Source organism: Gemmatimonadota bacterium, from assembly GCA_040388625.1.
In the GTDB taxonomy this organism is placed as follows: domain Bacteria; phylum Gemmatimonadota; class Gemmatimonadetes; order Gemmatimonadales; family Gemmatimonadaceae; genus Fen-1247.
The window spans coordinates 584,216-601,561 of the sequence record JAZKBK010000006.1 but is presented as its reverse complement, the minus strand read 5'-3'; the positions used below and the strand labels follow the sequence as shown (position 1 = coordinate 601,561).

Below are 17,346 nucleotides of genomic sequence, written 5' to 3'. Positions count from 1 at the left end.
GCGCTAGGCACGTATCCCGCACTGATGTCGGGCGCGGCTCACACCCGATGAGGAGACGACGTGAACTACCTATCCAGGCTGTCAGTGGTTGCTGGCATCATCTCCATGGCGTCACTTGGATGCGACCGCGGCCAACGCGAACGACCGGCCGTCGCGTCAATTGACAAACGAACGCCGGTGTCGCTGCCGGCTGATGCGCAGCAGGCAGTTCTGCGCGAAATGCGCCAGATGCTCGGCGCGGTAGGTGGCGCGATGGACGCTGCAGCGAAAGGTGACACAACCGCACTGCTGGCCGCGATCGCGCCAGCCCGAAGTGCAGCGGCTGCAGACCCGGCAATCGAGGCACTGCTTCCACCCGAGTGGAAGGAACTTGCCGAGCGAACGCACGGCGGCTTTGACAGTCTCGCAGTCGCCGTTCGCAGGACACACGGGCCAGCGGCGCTGAAGGATACCGTGCTGATCCATCTCGCGCGGGTGAGCGGATCATGCACCTCATGCCATGAAACTTTTCGGGTGGTCGTTCGCTGAGGCGCAGTGAGGTGGAGTGCGGCACGCAATCAGCGTCGGATATCGTGCGCGCCGATGTCGCCGGCATCGGCAACGGCCTCGAGCGAATATTTCGCTGACGATAGCCGGTAGCGTCATGTTGTAACACCTCGCCAGCGCCGCTGCACGGAGACAGTGCCGGCGGCGTGGCGAGATTGCAGCACTATGCAGGTCCGATCGCTGTTATCTGCGACCGTGCTGCAATGTATTCCTAGCTCTTCAGTGCCTCGATGCTCTTGCAGATGTAAGCGAACATCTCCTTCGTCGGCACATTTCCGAGCTTTTCCTGCAGCGCCGGTCCGTCGTCGTTGTACATCGTCTTCACGGCGTTCGCGATTGCAGGATCGCCGCCGGTGAATTCGTCGACGAGTGCCTTCCAGCGTCGCGCGAGCGCCAGTATTTCGGGGCTCGTGGGGTCGGTGCCGTTCTCCATCGCCGCCCGTACTTTCGGAATAATCTCGTTCCAGTCGTCGCGCACGGTGTGCATACGCTCCTCGCCGACGCTGATTCTTCGCTGCTCCATCACGTCCAGCTGCTCGGGAGTGAAGTATTTCTCGACTCGCATCATTTCCTCGATTGTTTTGCAAAGCTCTTCGAGTGAGAGAGGCTTCGCGGTGTCCAGATGATCGGCAAGCGCCTTCAGGCGTCTGACCAGCTGTTTCTGCATGGCCATCTGCTCGTGCAGCCTGGCCAGGTGCAGGTCGATTACCTGCCGAGGAGAAGCGGCAGCCCCGTCGAGCAGTCGCTTCGTCTCGTCCAGCGATATCCCCATCAGTCGCAGGGAGTGGATCTGTTGCAGCCGCTCGATGTCGGTCCGGTCGTACAGCCGGTGACCAGCCGCGGTCCGGAGCGATGGCCTCAGCAGTCCGATCTCGTCGTAATGGTGCAGGGCGCGAACGGACATGCCCGTGTTGCGGGCCAACTCACCGACCTTCCATGGCGGTTCCTTCATTGCCTTCCTCCCAGCTCTTAACGGTTCCAATGTGGCCACGCAGCCAGTCTAAACCCTACCGTAACGTCAGGTGCAAGGGCCAATTTTTGACTATATGGCCCGATCGCGCCGGACCGTGCTAGACTACAGGGACGAAGTGCCCAGCCACCTCGGGCACCCCACGAACCGAGCACATCAAGGAATGAGCGAAACCACCCAGGCTGCTCCAGCGCCTCCGGCCCCGACATCGACAGAGGAATCACAGCTCCGCATCCGCGCGGCTCTGCTCGCCGCGACTCGCGTTGCGGTCGGCACGCATGCGGGCGAGGAGGTACGCGTCAGAATGATGCACCCCGGCCCGTGGCTGCCGGATGATCCAGCGGCGCGCCCCATCGTGTATCTGGCTTCGATGAAGACCGATCCCAAGATTCGCGAGATGAGCACGCGACCGGAAGTTGCGCTGCTGCTGCACGAATCGCCAACTGGTGAAGAGCACACGAGCTGGGAGATGGAGCTGACCGGGCGCGCGGAAATCGTGCGTGACCCCGAGGAGCGCGAGCGCGCCAAGCAGGCCACGATGCGAACTTCGTCGATCGTGCGCTATCTCGACTCGGTCGGACAGACGGATCTTCTGTCATTCGTGCGAGTCACGCCGCGCTTCATGAAGCATCGCGTGTTCGGAGAGATCGTCGCGGGACGGCCACCGTCGATCCTCGACTTTGGCAGCGACGCCACGGACAGGCCGAGTGACCGCGCGCTGATGGCTCGCCGGCTCGGCACATGGAAGGAGATCGTGCGCTGGCCCACACTCACGGCGAGCGCCGCCTCAGTGGTCGTTGGAGTTGCGGCGGCGTTTGCAGTGACCGGCGCCGTGAACTGGGGATGGGCACTTCTCACGCTCATCGCAGCGGTCGCACTGCAAGCGTGCACCAACATCAAGAACGATCTGGACGATCAGCTCAGTGGGGCCGATGACAGAAACCGCACCCCCATACTGGGCTTCACCGGCGGGTCGCGAGTGTTGCAACGTGGTCTCGCGACGCGCGGCGAGCTGCTGGTTGCGATGCTCGGGTTCGGCCTGGTGAGTACGGCGATCGGTGCATACTTCGCGATCGCCGGGCGCGCAGGCGTGCTGTTGTTCGGGCTTGCTGGACTGTTGATCGGCTTCATCTACACCGGCGCGCCTTTCCGGCTCGCAAACCGCGGACTCGGCGAGCTTGCAGTGGCGCTTGCATTTGGAGTCGGAGTCGTGTGCGGTACGACGTACGTCCAGGTCGGAAGCATTCCGATGCTCGCGCTGGCTGCCTCGATCCCGGTTTCGATACTGGTAGCGCTGATCCTGTTCATCAACGGGTTCCAGGATGCAGCCAGTGACGACGAGGTATCAAAACGTACGATGGTCGTGCGACTCGGATTGTTGCGTGCGAGTCGTGTGTATCCCGTGATCGCGGCGATTGCGGGACTCACGCTCATCGGGTTCGTGATTGCGGGCACGCTGCCGCCGCTGGCGCTGCTCGGGCTCGCAGGATTCCCGCTGTTCGCCAAGGCGACGATGGTCGCGCGCAGGAGCTTCGACCATCCGGTCGAGCTCGTTCCGGCGAATGCGTACACAGTGGTGGGACATCTGGCCAGCGCTCTCGCTCTCGCTGTCGGTCTCGTGTGGGCCGGCCTCGGCGGCGGGATGAACGCCGAGGTGCTGGTAGTCGCCGCGTTCGGTGTGCTGCTCATTCTGTACTACAACCACTCGATCGGCAGGCTCGCGAGTGCGTTTTACGGGGTGAGGGACGCGGTAGCGAAGAGCTAGGCTCCGATCGCAAAGGTCTGCAAGAAAATCAGATGACATGCTCGGAGGGCCAGCGGCGAGAGCAGCCGGATGGTGCGTAGACGCCCTCTCGCACTGGGTGGAGATTGCCTTGAGAGTGGCGATGGAGACTTGCCATCTCTCCAAAGTCTCTTAGATTATCCTCCATCACGTGGTGGATAATCCACCATCATATGGTGAATAATCCACCACCGGTTCCCGATATCCATGGCCAGCCAGCGCACGCCGCCAGACCCTTCAATCCTTCCCCGGGTGGCCGCCAAGCATCTGACGGCTGCCGCAGCCGTGATGCCTGTGGTAGTGGTCATGGGCGCACGCCAGACCGGGAAGAGCACTCTCGTGCGAAGCCATCCAGTGTTTGGCAAGTATCCATATGTGACACTGGACAACTCCGACATCCGCGAGCAGGCGGCTGCGGACCCAGCCGGTCTTCTTGCACGCTCGCCACATCTGGTAATCGATGAGGTACAGCGTGACCCGGAGCTTATTCTCAGTCTCAAGGAGTACGTAGATAACCAACCACGGCGGACTCCCGGTCAGTTCGTCTTGACCGGGTCCGCGAACCTGCTGGCGATGAAGAAAATCAGAGAGTCGCTCGCGGGACGTGCGTCATATACAACACTCTGGCCGATGACGCGCCGAGAGCGCCTTGGCTTCGGGACTGCCGGACTCTGGGACGAGTACCAGACGCGTCCGTTCAGTGAATGGAACGCGATCGCGAACGCCTCGCCAAATCCGCAGGATGACTGGCGTACGCTGGTAAGTATGAGCGGCTACCCAACGCCGGCGCTCGATTGCGGGACGGCCACGGCGCGTGCCATCTGGTATCAGGGATACATCGATACGTATCTCGATCGTGACCTTCAGGACCTCGCATCCATTGCGAATCGCACTGACTTTCGGCGATTGATGCGCGTCGCAGCGCTTCGAATCGGTGCGATCGTGAACAAGACAGAATGGGGTCGGGATGCGGGAATTCCACCGACGACCGTGGATCGCTATCTCGATTTGCTCGAGACATCGTACCAGCTGGTCCGTGTGAGCGCATATTCCGTCAACCGTGGAAAGCGACTCATCAAGAGTCCCAAATGCTATTGGAGCGATACCGGTCTCGCGACGTACATCGCAGGGGAAGTCGAACCGAGCGGTTTCCATCTCGAGAACATGGTGCTGTGCGATCTGCTTGCCTGGCGCGACAGCGTTGCACAGAGGCCATCGATCATGCACTGGCGCACGACGACCGGCGATGAAGTGGATTTCGTAATCGAGCTACCGGATCAGACGGTGATCGCGATCGAATGCAAGGGCGGCTCGCGGCCGGGATACAACGATGCTGCACCGCTCCGCAGCTTTATTGCAGAGTACGGCAGCAAGGTCCGCGGAGCACTTCTCCTGCACGGTGGGACCGGGACGTACGTGTTGGGTGATCGTATTCTTGCTACACCGTGGTGGCGCATATTGTAGTTACTCCGGCACCGATGGGACACGTTGCTACATCAGCTATCCGGCAACTTCACCATCAAACGCTTCACCTCCGGATCCGCATGCGCCCACGCGCGCGCGACGTACTGGCGATACACCCGCGCGCTGTCCGTCATCCCGGCCGCGCGAAATGCGTTCGACATGCGTAGATCGACCTCGCTTCGCGGCATGTAGCGACCCATGGCATCGGGCGCGCTCGCGTACGCGCGACGTAACGTCGCAATCGCGTCGCGCGCGCGCCCCTGCTCGAGTTGTGCCTGCGCCAGCTCGGCTACGGTGCGTGTCCAACCCGCGTAGCCAAAGCGCGCGACCTTGAACTCACGCTCGGCTTCTGCGTATCGCTTGCCCTGCATCGCGATGAGGCCACGGACATGGTGGAAGATCGTCCAGTCGCGTCCGTAGTAGCTGCGGGGACCGACCTGTTCGAGCGAGTCGGCCATCGCACGCAACAGCAGCGTGTCGCCCGAGGCCGCCAACGCGTCGGCCTCGAGTGCGCGCGGCCATGTGAATGCGCGTGCGTCGTCGCCGCTCAGAGCGAGTGAGCCATCGGTCGGACCGAGACGCGCGAATGCCGTGAATTCACTGCGCGCAGCGGCGAAGTCTCCGAGTCGTGCGAGATCGTCGGCGTGCAGCAGATGCATCGGATCGGTCGGTCCGTAGGTCGACTCGACGCGCTCGAAGATCCTGTTCGCGGCGCGCAGTTGTCCACGCTCGCGCGCGACCATTCCCTCAATGTCGTCGCCACCATAACGCAGCTGCGGATTGGTGGACTTCCGGAGTTTGGCAGCGTACGCCTCGGCTGCATCATAACGCCGGCTCATGATCAACCAGCGACCGACGGAGATTGCAGGAAATGGATCGGATGTGAGCGATGCGCCATGCTCACCGACCGCTATCGCCCGGTCCGGGCGCCCGCTCACGGCCAGTGTGTTCGCCAGCGTCACCCACGCGTCCGGCAATTCCGGCTGCAATGCGACCCAGGCTCGCGCCGCGCGCTCCGCACCGGCGAAATCGCCGGCTTCCTGTCGAGTATCCGCCATTCCGTGATACGCGAAGCACGGCGCGCAGGGACCAGGGCCGGCGGCGACAGCGAGCGAATCCAGAGCGAGCTCCGCCTGCAGCACGGTATCCGCCGACAGCCAGTGTCCGTGCTCCATCAACACATACGAGAGGAAAACATATGCGCGCGGATCGCCTGGATATCTCGCGACGATATCCCGCGCCAGAGCTTCGGCGCGCGCTATTTCACCTCCGTGGAACGACCGTGACGCTTCATCGATCAATCGGTCCCAGGCGGATGCACGATTTGAGTGGCGCGCGAACGCTGAGTCCATCTGCGCCGCAACTCCGAGCTCGCCATGCTTGATCGCGATATCACGCCGCGCGGTTATCGCGCTTACGAACCCGGGATCCAGTGCGAGCGCTGCGTCCAGCTCGCGCTCGTCGGTCGGGAACTGGCCCGCGGCGCTCGCCTGCATGCCGCGGACGAAATGCTTGTAGGCTTCCGGGCTGGAGGTCTCGATGTCGGCAAAATGCGGGGACCGGGCTGCGGAGTTCACCACGTCGAGTACGCGCGCTGCAGCCGCATCGGCAACACCGAGTATGTCGGTGCCCGTTACGGTGGACATCCGCAGCAACTTTCCGTCGGCCGCATTGAACACGTCGATGCCGACGACATATCCTCCTCCGCCATGGCTCAATTCGGCGCTCACCGCCAACGTCGCATTCACACGTCGGGCAACATCCGCTGCCTGGTCCGTGGAAATTGCGGTGCCGGACGGGTATCCCGCACGAACGAGCACGTCGTGGACGCGTGACGGTGGAACGACATCGATTGCGTTCGAATTCGAGAGATCGGCGGCGATCATCTGCTTGAGACCGTCTTCCAGCCATGCGATCGACGTGTCGTGTCGCACGTTGACGACGTTCGTCACCGCAATCAACGGACGCATGCGCGGCGCTGCAGCGGCTTCTCGCGCCGACATGGTGCGATACCCAACAGCTGCCAGGGCGGCCGCGGCAATCACGGCGCCGCCGAGCCGCACTTTCCATGCATGTCGCTTGTTCGGTCCGCGTGATTGCGAGGCATGTGCCGCCGCGTCGGTGTGCGTCATCGCGACGTCGGATGAGTGGGACGACGCCACAGCCGCAGGCGGCGCTGACGACGCGACGTTTACTTCCGGCACCGCGATGTCGGGCGCGCGCAGCATCTGCTCGCGAAATCCGGCGGCCAGCAGGGTCACGCGCGGATCGGGCGGTGATTCATAGTCCAGCTCGAGCCGTCGCACGAGCACGTCATACGCATTGAGCGCGGTGTGGAGCGCCTCCCTGGTACCTGGCGCGGCGAGCGACGAGAGCATCATTATCGCAGCCGCCCGGGACGGTGGCAGTGCATCCAGCCACCGCGTCGCGAGCGCTGCGCACTCGTCCCAGCGGCCGGCACGCGAGAGTGCCGTGCAGTGCGCTTCGCACGCGTGCAGGAACTGGCGCTCGAGCCGCGCTCTCTCACGTGCAACCCAGGCGTCGAACCGGGGCGAATCGGGAACGAAAACGCCGTCCAGAAACGGTCCGGTGTACAGCGCGACCGCGCGCTCGTGGTCCGATGCCTCGCACGCTGCGTTGAACTCCAGGGCATCGACGCCGAGCTGCGCATCGGGAGAGAGAGCAACGTCTGTTTGCCGAGTGGCGATCGCGGCCGGCCCGAGCAACCCGCGAATGCTCGAGAGCGCATTGGAGAGCGAATGGCGGGCGCGGTCCTCGGGTTCATCGCCCCAGAACATGTCGACCAGCTGTTCCCTGCTTACCGGACGCGCGTTGAGCGCGAGCACCGCCAGGACAGCAAGCTGCCGGCGACGCCTGGACAGCGATTCGTCATCACCCGAGCCGGAAACAAGCGCCAGGCGACCGAGTGTGATCAACCGTAAGTGATTGACGCGCAAGGTGTTGACGTGGTGATAACCAGTTGTGCGGCTCAGCCGACCTGGGCCACTCCAAAGAAGCTACGCCCGCCGGGAGATTTCGCAAACGGACGATTCTGCCGATCAGCTGATGTGCAGGAAGTGAATCAGCCCGAGGCTCAGTACGATCAGGACGCAGAGCGAGCCCGTGACGGTCGTAATGACGCGCGGGCCCACTCTGGTCATGGCCTTGAGATCGACCCCCAGTCCGAGCGCGGCCATCGCCGCGACGGTGAACCAGGTCGATACCGCGCGTGTCGGCGCAACCCATGTCGAGGGTATCGCGTTGGTCGACCGCAGTATCGCCAGCAGCAGGAATCCAATGATGAACCACGGCACGAACCGCGTCAGTTGAAACCGCGTCGGAGATGCACCGCCGTCGGGATTTTCATTCGGATGAGTGAGGGCAAAGAATATCACTACGGGACCCAGCATCAGAACGCGTACCAGTTTCACGAGCGTTCCAACCTGGCCGGAGAGAATGCTCACCGGGAATGCTGCGGCGAGAACCTGCGGGACCGCGTAAACGGAGAGTCCAGCCAGCACGCCGTACTGATAGTTGTTGAGCCCAAGTGGATGGATCAGGAGTGGTAGTCCCAGCACGACGACAACACCGAGAATCGCCGTGAACGCGATGGACGACACGACGTGTTCCTTCTTCGCTCCGATCACGGGTGCAATTGCGGCGATTGCGGAGTTACCGCATATCGAGTTGCCGCACGCGACGAGCACCGCGAGCTTGTGCGGCAGTCCCATCATTCTACCGATCGAATAGCTGCCGCAGATCCCGAGGATTACGAGCAGCACGATCCCGATTGCGAGCGACGGTCCTGCGCGCAGCAGGAGCGGCAGATCCACGGATGCGCCGAGCAGGAATATCGCGACTTCGAGCACCTGTTTGGCAGTGAAGGAGACACCCGGATTCATGCTCGCGGGCGGCATCCAGAGAGTGCGGACGATCATCCCGACCAGAATGGCGACGACGAGCCCCTCGATGATCGCATGTCCGAAGACGCGCTCCTCGACGTTTGCGATGGCGAGCGATACGAGACTGACAACGACTGCGAGGAGGATTCCTGGCAGGAGCAAGAGAAGCCGGCTGTCGAAATCCGTATCCCGGCTCTCTGAGTACGCTTCCACGGGAATGACGGGTTTCTGTCCCATTTCATAAGACTAGACGGCGCCGAGATATAAGACAAAGACATTATTTATATGTTAGTATTGCGATAGATTATGGCACTCAATCTCCACCATCTACGTGTCTTTGCCGCGGTCGCGCAGGAGCGCAGCTTCTCTCGTGCCGCGATTGCGCTGCGGCTGAGTCAGCCTGCCGTCTCCAAAACGGTGCAGGAGCTGGAACGACAGACGCAGCTATCGCTGTTCGACCGCTCCGGCCGCACTCCGCGCCTCACCGACGCGGGCACTGCGCTCTTCGCACGCGCACGCGAGCTGTTTGGTGTCGAGCGAATCGCCGAAGAAGAGCTCGCTTCGTTGCGCGGCCTGGAGCGCGGCGTTCTGCGCGTTGGCGCGAGCACTACCGTCGCGACGTACTTTCTCCCGCCGCTGCTCGCGCGCTTTCATCAGGAGCACCCCGGGGTCACGTTGAGGGTCGTGAGCGCCAATACGCGTGCGATCGCGCGCCGGTTGCTCGAGGGACGGCTCGACATTGCGCTGGTAGAAGGGCCGGTGTCTCACGAGCGGATATCCGTGATCCCGTGGCGCGAGGACGAACTCGTCGTGATTGCGCCTGCATCCCATCCACTGGTGCACAAACGCCGCGTGCGCGCAGCCGACCTCATCGACGAGCCATTCATTCTGCGCGAGCCAGGCTCCGGTACCCGCGTCGTGGCCGAAGCCGCGCTTGCCGAGCACGGAGTCCATCCGGGGACCACCGTCCAGCTGGGGAGCACGGAGGCCATCAAGCAGGCGGTGGCGGCTGGCCTTGGCCTCGCAGTCGTGTCCCGTGCCGCGGCGGCCGACCAGCTCGCGCTGGGCTACATTGCCGTCGTTCCGTTGCAGAGCGCGGCGTTCAAGCGCGATCTCAGGCGCGCGCTCACGGAGCTGCGACTGACGGGGCGAGCACCCAGTGCTGCCGCCGCGGCGTTCAGGGCAGCAATGTCAACGTCGCGCGCGTAAGCAGTGTGAGCGAGATTCCGAAAACGCTTGCTCGTCCAGTCTTCACCTCGACCCACATCAGCATGTCCACCTCGTTGAATCGCCTGGTAATGCTCGGCGCTCTCGCCGGCGTCGTTACTGTGCCTCTTGCCGCTCAGACACCAGCTCGTAACGCCGCCTCATCCGACACAGCCTTCGACCCGATCAGGGAGATGGTGTCGCGGCTGTCGCTGGATCAGTACAAGGCCACTGTCAAGGGACTCACCCAGTTCGGCGATCGCCGTCAGGGAACGGAGCGCAATCGCAAGGCGGTGGACTGGATCGAGGCGCAGCTCAAGAGTTACGGTTGCACCAACACCGAACGCATCACGTATGACTTTCAGCCACCGCCGCCGCGTGAACCGCTGACGCCGGAACAACTCGCTCGCTTCCGTGCGCGCGCCGCCGAGGGTGGGAACAAGAGGCCGGGCTCCGGCGGATCCGTCATGCGCGGCAAGATCATGCCGACCGGTGTGAATACCGATTCGCTGCGTCAGCCCGATCTCGCACTGCGCAAGCTCGACACGCCGCAGAGCGTTGCCGGAGAGCGTCAGGAAGTCTACTGCACCAAGATCGGCACCACGCATCCGGACGAGATGTACATCGTGAGCGGACACATGGACGGAATCGGTTGGGGTGAAGCCGCGAACGACGATGGATCGGGCACGGCGCTCGTCATGCAGCTCGCGCGCGTATTCAGTTCGCCAGATGTGAAGACCGACCGCTCGATTCGTTTCATCCTCTGGAACAACGAAGAGACGGGACTCAACGGCTCCAAGGCGTATGTAGAGCAACGCGAGGCACTGCAGGGCAAGGAAGATCCAGCCGGCTCGGGAAAGTATCCCGAACCGAGGTGGCTCGGCGTCATACAGCACGACATGATGATGTTCGATCATGGAATGCCACGCGCCGACGGCAGCATGAGCCCGGTGCAGCGGCCGGAAGCTGACGTGAACATCGAGTTCCAGTCCAACTCCAAGATGGCCGAGGCATCCCAGAAGCTCGCGTGGACACTGTCGACTGCAAACGACAAGTACGCGACGGACTATCCGGCAAAGGTCGGCCAGCACATGACCAACACTGATTCACAGCCCTTCGAGAACCTGGTTCCCTCGGTCAGTCTTCGCGAGAACGAGCGTGGCGCGCAGATCGGCGCAGGCTGGGATCCGCAGTGGCACCAGCCGACGGATCTCTACAAGACATACAGCGATGCGGACTTCCGGCTTGGTCTCAATGCAGCTCAGACAACGCTCAGCGCAGTCGCCGAGCTGACCGGGGCGAAGATCGTCAAGTGACGATCATCAGTTAACGCATGGACGGTGCGTGAGATGCGATTACGGCATCTCACGCACCGCGAGTTTCTGCAAGCCAGTGTGTCGAGTGCGTGGTCGCTGCTACAAAGCCGGCTTCTCCAAAGCCGGTTTCTCCGTGATGTTCCGCACGTCGTAGCTTCGTATTGCACCCAACGCCACTTCCCAGCGTCCCTCACCGCAGAGCCCGGATAATCCGGCCTCTTCGTACGCTTGCAGCGCGACAGCGACAAGCGCGCGTTGGGTTGCCTCAGCGATTTCGCGCCTGATATCTCCGGTTCGATCGGGCATGTCTGAACCATATCGCCAGTGCGGCTGCGCGGCCATGCCGGGGAGCGGGGTCGGGGGGGCAGAATACGATCGAGCGGTCACGGACGGCTGGCACCGTCGTCATAGATCTGGACGCTGCAATCGCGTGGATTCACACACACCAGGTCAGAAACCGGGCAGGAGTCACGTATGAGATCACATCTGTCTCGCTACCGAATCGCTCGTGCGATGGTTCTGGTGCCAGCAGTTCTCCTCGGCGCCGGCTGCGGCGGTCACAATCATCTCTCCGAATACAACTTCACGAGCCGATCGCTCGCGCTGGTGTATATCGCGCCGCCCAGGCCGGAGCTGGTGACCGGATGGTACAATGTGCCAGACGTCAATGACCCGGTCTCTGCGGTCTCAGCGGTCGTTGCGGCCGGCTCCGGGGTTGCGAAGGAGGTCGAAGGCCGGCGCGCGCGCACGAGGCTGGATAGCGCCGTGGCACTGGTCGACCTCACCGCCATCATGTCACAGCGGACGCTCGAGCGGACGAGCCGGTACCTCGGCGCGACCCCAGCCGCCAACCGGCAGAACGCCGATTTCGTGCTCGAAGTGAACATGCACAATTCCGGAATCGATCTTCGCCGGCAGAGCACTGCGTATCTGTTCATGAATGCAACTGCGGTTCTGCTGGATGCGCGCACCGGGCGCGAGATATGGAGCTTCGACGTCGATGGCCGGAATCGGCTCACGCCGTTTCTGTATGGCGGAAATCGCGTCGGCGCGGGTGCGATAACGGCGGCTGCGCTGAGTACGGTCTCGGTAGCGGATTTCCAGCGCGCACTGGAAGATCTGGCCGACTTCTCATCGAATGAGATAAGCGACGGATTACGTCAGGCATTGCGCGACGCACGGCAATGAGAACGCTCCGGTTCTTCGAGTGAACCGGAGCGTTGGAGTACTGAAGGTGTCCGACGATGAGCGCCGGAAGGCGCAGCTACTTTCTGCGTCTCCGCATGACTGGAACGAGTCCGACGAGTCCGGTCCCGAGGAGTGCCATCGAGCTTGGCTCGGGAACGGTCGACGTTGGATTGCAAGTGCTGGCGGAAATCGGCGACGCGCTGCCGGATAGCGGCGTTCCGTCGCTGCTGAATGCCGCCTTGCTGGATCCGCAAGCCTGGGTGAGGCCACCGATATCGTGAAGTGCGAACTGGAAGCCGTTCAGAAACTGGTTCGCGTCGGTTGAATTGGCGAAGGCGAGGAAGAAGCCCACCGTCTCACCGTCGTGCAGACCATTGGTCGGCGGCGGTGCGTTGGGTGTGAGGCCGAAGAAGTTGGTCGCCGTGAAACCGACACCACTGACCGAACTCGGATTGGTGCTCGCAACGCTGAACTGTGAGGCGAGGGCACCGGTCGCGGTCACCGTAGGTGCGGTTCCGGTAAACGCGCCATTACCGACTCCGAACTCCTTGAACACGCTGTTCGGGTTGTTCGCCACCCCACCGTTGGAGGTGTTCGTTACTGTGAACAGCAGCGTCGATGTTCCCTGCCCGCTCACCGCCAGAGTCACACAGGAAAAGAAATCCGATCCACCGCACGCATTGGTGAACTGTGCGTTTGCAGTCGGTGCGGCGATCGTGGCGCCGATCGCGAGTAAGGCCGCTGCGTTCAACTGACGTATCATGGGACGATGCCTCTGGTAGGATTTAGTACGCAGCCGCTCATACGGCATCGCACATGCCACGGCCGGGCCGTTTCCCGCGCTAGTCGTAACCCCTTGGCCGGTTAGACCTTGCGCAAGTTGATCAGATGGGACTGGTCGTGGTGGGGCCCACGACTGTGGCACGGTCGCCACCGATATGTGGCGACCGCGCATTGCCTGTGGTGAGTTTATGCGCCGAGCTTTGTCTCGAGAGCCTTCGCCGCTGCCAGGTGAGCCTGGAAGTTCGGGGCGACCTTGACCTCGAGATCCTTCAGCTCCGCGTTCTTGGTTGCGGGGAGCAGGGTGTTGGTCACGGCATCGATCACTGCCTGGTGATACCAGGCCTCGTGGGCGACGTAGGCCTTATCGAAAGCGGCGCCGCTGAGGCTGTTCAGCTTCGCCAGAGTTGCAACGTGGTCCTTGTACAGTGCGAAGTCCTTCCCAGGAGGGGTCGGCGTAACATGAAGCTTCGTTGCGAGGTCGCGGCCGAGCTTGCGGGCGGCGCTGTGGTCGCGCACCATCATGTCGGCGAAGGTGCGGACCTCGGCGTTGCTGCTCTTTTTGAGGGCGAGATTGCCGAGGTCGATGTCCCAGCTGTTGGCGGCGTCGAAGATGGCCACGATGGTGGGGTCGTCGAGTGCTGCGGCGGCGTGCGCCGGGGTATGTGACTTGGCGAGGCGTACCGCAGGCGCAGTGTGACGGGCCTGGGCGCTGGCTGGCGCTGGTACAAGGGCGGCTGCCGCGGTGGTGGCAAGGGCTGCTAGGACTCCAGCAATTAGTCGGGGCTTCTTCATTTCAGAACTCCTGGTACGGTTGTGGTGGTGGTTGGGCTGGACGACGCCCACGGCCTGCGATGTGGCAACGCCGTGATTGACATATGGCACGAGCGCAGGGATTTGTCAAGGAAATCATTGACTTATTGCTTATACGTATGTTTGTTGGTACTGTAGTTGAGAGGCTTGCACGGTCAGAGAGGAGGATGCATGCGCTGGTGGGAAAGACATTTCGGGGATAGCACGCGTGGTCGGATCGTTGCGATTCTTCGGCGTGGGTGGCGCAGTGTCGACGAGATTGCGGCGACGCTCGGTCTTACCGACAACGCCGTCCGCGCTCACATCGCGACACTCGAGCGCGATGGGGTGGTCGCAGCAGCCGGCTCCCGGCGCGACGGAACCGTTGGCAAGCCGGCGACGCTCTACGGCGTCGCGGAAGGGGCGGATACGCTCTTCTCGAGCGCATATGCACCGGCGCTGACAGCGCTGATTGCTGAATTGGAGAGCAGGCATCCGGGCGAGGTCAGATCGATACTGCGAGGGGCGGGCTCCAGACTCGGTCCCCGGGCGTCGGGCACGTTTGCGGAGCGGGTGGGTGACGCCGCAAGCCTGCTGACGGAACTTGGTGCGGACGCGGATGTGGTCGAGACGGCAGAAGGGTACGAGATCCACGGCAATGGCTGCGCTCTGTCGCAGGCGGTCTCGTCGCACCCGGACGCGTGCTGCATGGTGGAGCAGCTCCTCGCGGAAGTGACTGGGGGAAAGGTTTGCGAGCGGTGCGAGCGCGGACAGAATCCACCACGATGCTCGTTCCTGATAAGCGAACAGCCTGCGAGCTGAGCCCGAGCCGGAGATCGACGCCGGAAGCGTGATGATTACGCGCGATCACGAGCATTGGATATTGCGCGTCGCGCCTTGACATCGCGCTTCGCTGGTGCAGACTATGCCATTCAGTTTTCGGCACCGAATTTCGGGGTCGATGGCGTCGAGCGACCCAGTCCAATCCCCCAAGCATACGGAGTAGCGGCATGTACGCAGTGATACGGCGTTATAGCGGCGTGGCGAAGTTGATCCACGAGCTCGACAAGCGGCAGGATGAAGTGAAGAAACTGCTTGGTGACGGACCCGGCTTCATCGCCTACTACGCGATTCGGGACGGAGAGGCACTCGCGACGGTGACGGTATGCGAGAATCGGGAAGGAGCGGACGAGAGCTCGCGTCGCGCGTCGGCCTGGGTGCGCGAGAACATGGCCGGCGTGAGAGTCACGGCGCCCGAGGCTTACGGCGGAGAAGTGTTCATCCACATGGCTGAGTGAAGGAAAGGGCGGGGATGAGCAGTACGTCATCCCCGCGTCCCTGGTCAATTCCGCGCTGACCCTGCCACCACGGGCAGTTCCACGAAGCTCGCGTTGCCCGGCTCGTGATAGATCTTCTGCTCGGCCTTCCTGTAATCGGCAGGCTTTGCCCAGAAGATGTTGGGGACGAAGGTCTGCGGATTACGGTCGTACAGCGGAAACCAGCTGGACTGGATCTGCACCATGATCCGGTGTCCGGGAAGGAAGACGTGGTTCGCTGTTGGAAGCTCGAACCTGTACAACAGTGGTTTGTTGGGCGTGATGGCTTTTGGTGTCGAGAAGCTTTCGCGATAGCGGCCGCGGAAGATGTCCATCGACACGGGTAGCTGGTAGCCGCCCATCTTCGCGTCGCCGCCGACTTCGTCGGGATAGACGTCGATCACCTTCACCACCCAGTCCGCGTCGGTGCCTGTAGTGGACGCGATGATGTTCGCTATGGGCTGGCCGCTGATCTTGACCGGTGCTTTCAGCACGTCGGACTGATACGCGAGCACGTCGGTGCGGCCGGACGCTTCGCGCTGGTCATCCACGAGCCAGTGCACCCATGTCAGCGGCGGATCGTAGCCGATGGGTTGGCTGGGGCGGGCGCGGAACGGAACCGGCTTTGCCGGATCGGACGTGTATTCATCGAATGCCACGCTGCCGGACGCAGGCGCGGAGAACGCTGCCTTGAAGCCTGGCTCCAGATAGAGCGGCGTCGGATGAATGCTGCATCCGCTGGCGCAGCCCGATGGCCACGAGGCGAGACGCTCCCACGTGTTGGTTCCGGTCTCGAATGCATTGACCGGTGCCACGCTATCTGCGGGTGCGTCGTCCTTCAGATAGTGAGCGAGGAACGGTCCGAGGATGTGCTGCTGGAAGTAGAGCGATGTGTTGCTGTTGAATTTGATGGCGCCGAGTGAGCTGCCGTCCTCGATTTCCTGGCCGTGGTGCCATGGTCCCATGACGAGGAAGACCTTGTCGTTGTTGACGTCCTTCGGCTTGATGGCCTTGTAGACAGCTATCGCGCCGTAGATGTCTTCCTGATCCCAGAGGCTGTGGACGAGCATCACGGGCACCTTCAGTGGCTGTGCGGCGAGGACCTTGTCCATGGCCTGCTGACTCCACCAGGAATCGTAGCTCGGGTGCGCGAGGATGCGGTTCCAGAATCCGACCTGCTCGAGGCCGTGTGCCTTGCCGAGCTCGCCAGCGGAGCCGCCGTCGAGGTAGAGGTCGTAGTCGTCGAAGTGATCGGTCCACCATTTCGCCGAGTTGTCGCGGGTGGCTTCCTGTTCGAGCACGTACGGCATGTTCTGTTCGCGGAAGGCTCCGTTGTGGAACCAGTCGTCGCCCATCCAGCCGTCGACCATCGGGTTCATGGGAACGGAGACTTTGAGGGCCGGGTGCGGATTGACGAGCGCCATCAGGGGCTCGAATCCATCGTAGGAGATGCCGAGCACGCCGACCTTGCCGTTGGTCTCGGGGATGTTCTTGACGAGCCAGTCGATGGTGTCGTAGGTGTCGGTCGATTCATCGACCTTCGTTGGATTGAGCGGGCCGATGAGTGGCCGATTCATGACGAAGTCGCCTTCCGAGCCATACTTGCCGCGGACATCCTGCACGACGCGGATGTAGCCGCCGGGAATTATGACGTCGAGCGCGTTGTCGTAGCCTGCGAGGTTGGAGGCGAGATGCGCGCTTGCGGCGTAAGTGGTGGTGGCGTTGGCGTCGTAGGGCGTCCGGGTCATGAGGATCGGCGCCCGGTGGGCGCCTTTCGGGACGAGGATGACGGTGTGCAGCTTCACGCCGTCGCGCATGGGGATCATGACCTCGCGTCGCACGTAATCGAACGACGACGTTGCGGGAGTGAACCGCGCCGGCGTCTCGCTGGGGAGAGTCGAGGTCTGAGCCGCGGCTTGCGAGGAGAGCAGGCCGTGCGCGATGAGTGTACACGCGAGAGCCGTGAGCGTGCTGCGATGCGAGAGGTTCATCGTCAAGTTGGGAGGGGTACTCTCGCAAAAAAGTACGCGTCGCCGATCGCGGTGGCTAGCGCACCTTGGGGCGCACGGTCAGTACGCGCGGG

General features: G+C 62.6%; 15 protein-coding genes. 8 read left to right on the top strand and 7 right to left on the bottom strand.

All coding sequences use genetic code 11. The features are described 5' to 3' along the window. Positions 1-60: 60 nt before the first annotated feature. Positions 61-528, top strand: a complete 468-nt coding sequence (locus V4529_16010; protein MES2359843.1) for a hypothetical protein — start codon at positions 61-63, stop codon at positions 526-528. Between the two features lie 229 nt (positions 529-757). Here V4529_16010 and V4529_16005 read toward each other — a convergent pair whose 3' ends face one another. Further along, positions 758-1,498, bottom strand: coding sequence for a MerR family transcriptional regulator (locus tag V4529_16005; GenBank protein ID MES2359842.1), 741 nt, complete (start codon positions 1,496-1,498; stop codon positions 758-760). A gap of 181 nt (positions 1,499-1,679) precedes the next feature. Here V4529_16005 and menA point away from each other — a divergent pair, with 181 nt between their 5' ends. Both menA and V4529_15995 read left to right on the top strand, forming a co-directional pair. Beyond that, on the top strand, positions 1,680-3,281 hold the full coding sequence (gene menA, locus V4529_16000; GenBank protein ID MES2359841.1) for a 1,4-dihydroxy-2-naphthoate octaprenyltransferase: 1,602 nt from the start codon (positions 1,680-1,682) through the stop codon (positions 3,279-3,281). 270 nt (positions 3,282-3,551) lie between these two features. Next, positions 3,552-4,763 carry an ATP-binding protein gene (locus V4529_15995; protein MES2359840.1) on the top strand — a complete coding sequence of 404 codons (1,212 nt, stop codon included), beginning with the start codon at positions 3,552-3,554 and terminating at the stop codon, positions 4,761-4,763. 32 nt (positions 4,764-4,795) lie between these two features. Here V4529_15995 and V4529_15990 read toward each other — a convergent pair whose 3' ends face one another. Beyond that, entirely contained in the window at positions 4,796-7,720 is a 2,925-nt protein-coding gene (locus tag V4529_15990; GenBank protein MES2359839.1) for a BTAD domain-containing putative transcriptional regulator, read from the bottom strand. A 102-nt stretch (positions 7,721-7,822) separates the two neighbouring features. Beyond that, a complete protein-coding gene (locus tag V4529_15985) occupies positions 7,823-8,902 on the bottom strand; it encodes a YeiH family protein (GenBank protein MES2359838.1) in 1,080 nt (359 codons plus the stop codon). A 69-nt stretch (positions 8,903-8,971) separates the two neighbouring features. Here V4529_15985 and V4529_15980 point away from each other — a divergent pair, with 69 nt between their 5' ends. Beyond that, positions 8,972-9,874, top strand: coding sequence for a LysR family transcriptional regulator (locus tag V4529_15980; GenBank protein ID MES2359837.1), 903 nt, complete (start codon positions 8,972-8,974; stop codon positions 9,872-9,874). A 62-nt stretch (positions 9,875-9,936) separates the two neighbouring features. Beyond that, positions 9,937-11,187 carry a M20/M25/M40 family metallo-hydrolase gene (locus V4529_15975; protein ID MES2359836.1) on the top strand — a complete coding sequence of 417 codons (1,251 nt, stop codon included), beginning with the start codon at positions 9,937-9,939 and terminating at the stop codon, positions 11,185-11,187. A gap of 99 nt (positions 11,188-11,286) precedes the next feature. Here V4529_15975 and V4529_15970 read toward each other — a convergent pair whose 3' ends face one another. After that, positions 11,287-11,493 carry a hypothetical protein gene (locus V4529_15970; protein MES2359835.1) on the bottom strand — a complete coding sequence of 69 codons (207 nt, stop codon included), beginning with the start codon at positions 11,491-11,493 and terminating at the stop codon, positions 11,287-11,289. Positions 11,494-11,661: 168 nt separating this feature from the next. On the opposite strand from V4529_15970, the gene V4529_15965 reads away from it, so the two are divergent. After that, on the top strand, positions 11,662-12,375 hold the full coding sequence (locus V4529_15965) for a hypothetical protein (protein ID MES2359834.1): 714 nt from the start codon (positions 11,662-11,664) through the stop codon (positions 12,373-12,375). Positions 12,376-12,451: 76 nt separating this feature from the next. Here V4529_15965 and V4529_15960 read toward each other — a convergent pair whose 3' ends face one another. Together V4529_15960 and V4529_15955 are read right to left on the bottom strand one after the other, a co-directional pair. Continuing rightward, positions 12,452-13,138 carry a PEP-CTERM sorting domain-containing protein gene (locus tag V4529_15960; protein ID MES2359833.1) on the bottom strand — a complete coding sequence of 229 codons (687 nt, stop codon included), beginning with the start codon at positions 13,136-13,138 and terminating at the stop codon, positions 12,452-12,454. 206 nt (positions 13,139-13,344) lie between these two features. After that, positions 13,345-13,950 (bottom strand): DUF4142 domain-containing protein, encoded by a 606-nt coding sequence (locus V4529_15955; GenBank protein ID MES2359832.1) that lies wholly within the window; start codon positions 13,948-13,950, stop codon positions 13,345-13,347. A 189-nt stretch (positions 13,951-14,139) separates the two neighbouring features. Here V4529_15955 and V4529_15950 point away from each other — a divergent pair, with 189 nt between their 5' ends. Together V4529_15950 and V4529_15945 are read left to right on the top strand one after the other, a co-directional pair. Beyond that, positions 14,140-14,769 carry a helix-turn-helix domain-containing protein gene (locus tag V4529_15950; protein MES2359831.1) on the top strand — a complete coding sequence of 210 codons (630 nt, stop codon included), beginning with the start codon at positions 14,140-14,142 and terminating at the stop codon, positions 14,767-14,769. 188 nt (positions 14,770-14,957) lie between these two features. After that, entirely contained in the window at positions 14,958-15,245 is a 288-nt protein-coding gene (locus V4529_15945) for a hypothetical protein (protein MES2359830.1), read from the top strand. Between the two features lie 44 nt (positions 15,246-15,289). On the opposite strand, the gene V4529_15940 is transcribed toward V4529_15945, so the two are convergent. Continuing rightward, complete coding sequence (locus V4529_15940; protein MES2359829.1) at positions 15,290-17,254, bottom strand: CocE/NonD family hydrolase; 1,965 nt, start codon at positions 17,252-17,254, stop codon at positions 15,290-15,292. Positions 17,255-17,346 lie beyond the last annotated feature (92 nt).

What these genes read in the sequence shown, in the direction of transcription:
- V4529_16005 (MES2359842.1), bottom strand. Translation starts at nt 1,498, where the DNA reads ATGAAGGAACCGCCATGGAAGGTCGGTGAGTTGGCCCGCAACACGGGC.
- menA (MES2359841.1), top strand. Translation starts at nt 1,680, where the DNA reads ATGAGCGAAACCACCCAGGCTGCTCCAGCGCCTCCGGCCCCGACATCG.
- V4529_15985 (MES2359838.1), bottom strand. Translation starts at nt 8,902, where the DNA reads ATGGGACAGAAACCCGTCATTCCCGTGGAAGCGTACTCAGAGAGCCGG.
- V4529_15980 (MES2359837.1), top strand. Translation starts at nt 8,972, where the DNA reads ATGGCACTCAATCTCCACCATCTACGTGTCTTTGCCGCGGTCGCGCAG.
- V4529_15975 (MES2359836.1), top strand. Translation starts at nt 9,937, where the DNA reads ATGTCCACCTCGTTGAATCGCCTGGTAATGCTCGGCGCTCTCGCCGGC.
- V4529_15970 (MES2359835.1), bottom strand. Translation starts at nt 11,493, where the DNA reads ATGCCCGATCGAACCGGAGATATCAGGCGCGAAATCGCTGAGGCAACC.
- V4529_15965 (MES2359834.1), top strand. Translation starts at nt 11,662, where the DNA reads ATGAGATCACATCTGTCTCGCTACCGAATCGCTCGTGCGATGGTTCTG.
- V4529_15960 (MES2359833.1), bottom strand. Translation starts at nt 13,138, where the DNA reads ATGATACGTCAGTTGAACGCAGCGGCCTTACTCGCGATCGGCGCCACG.
- V4529_15955 (MES2359832.1), bottom strand. Translation starts at nt 13,950, where the DNA reads ATGAAGAAGCCCCGACTAATTGCTGGAGTCCTAGCAGCCCTTGCCACC.
- V4529_15950 (MES2359831.1), top strand. Translation starts at nt 14,140, where the DNA reads ATGCGCTGGTGGGAAAGACATTTCGGGGATAGCACGCGTGGTCGGATC.
- V4529_15945 (MES2359830.1), top strand. Translation starts at nt 14,958, where the DNA reads ATGTACGCAGTGATACGGCGTTATAGCGGCGTGGCGAAGTTGATCCAC.
- V4529_15940 (MES2359829.1), bottom strand. Translation starts at nt 17,254, where the DNA reads ATGAACCTCTCGCATCGCAGCACGCTCACGGCTCTCGCGTGTACACTC.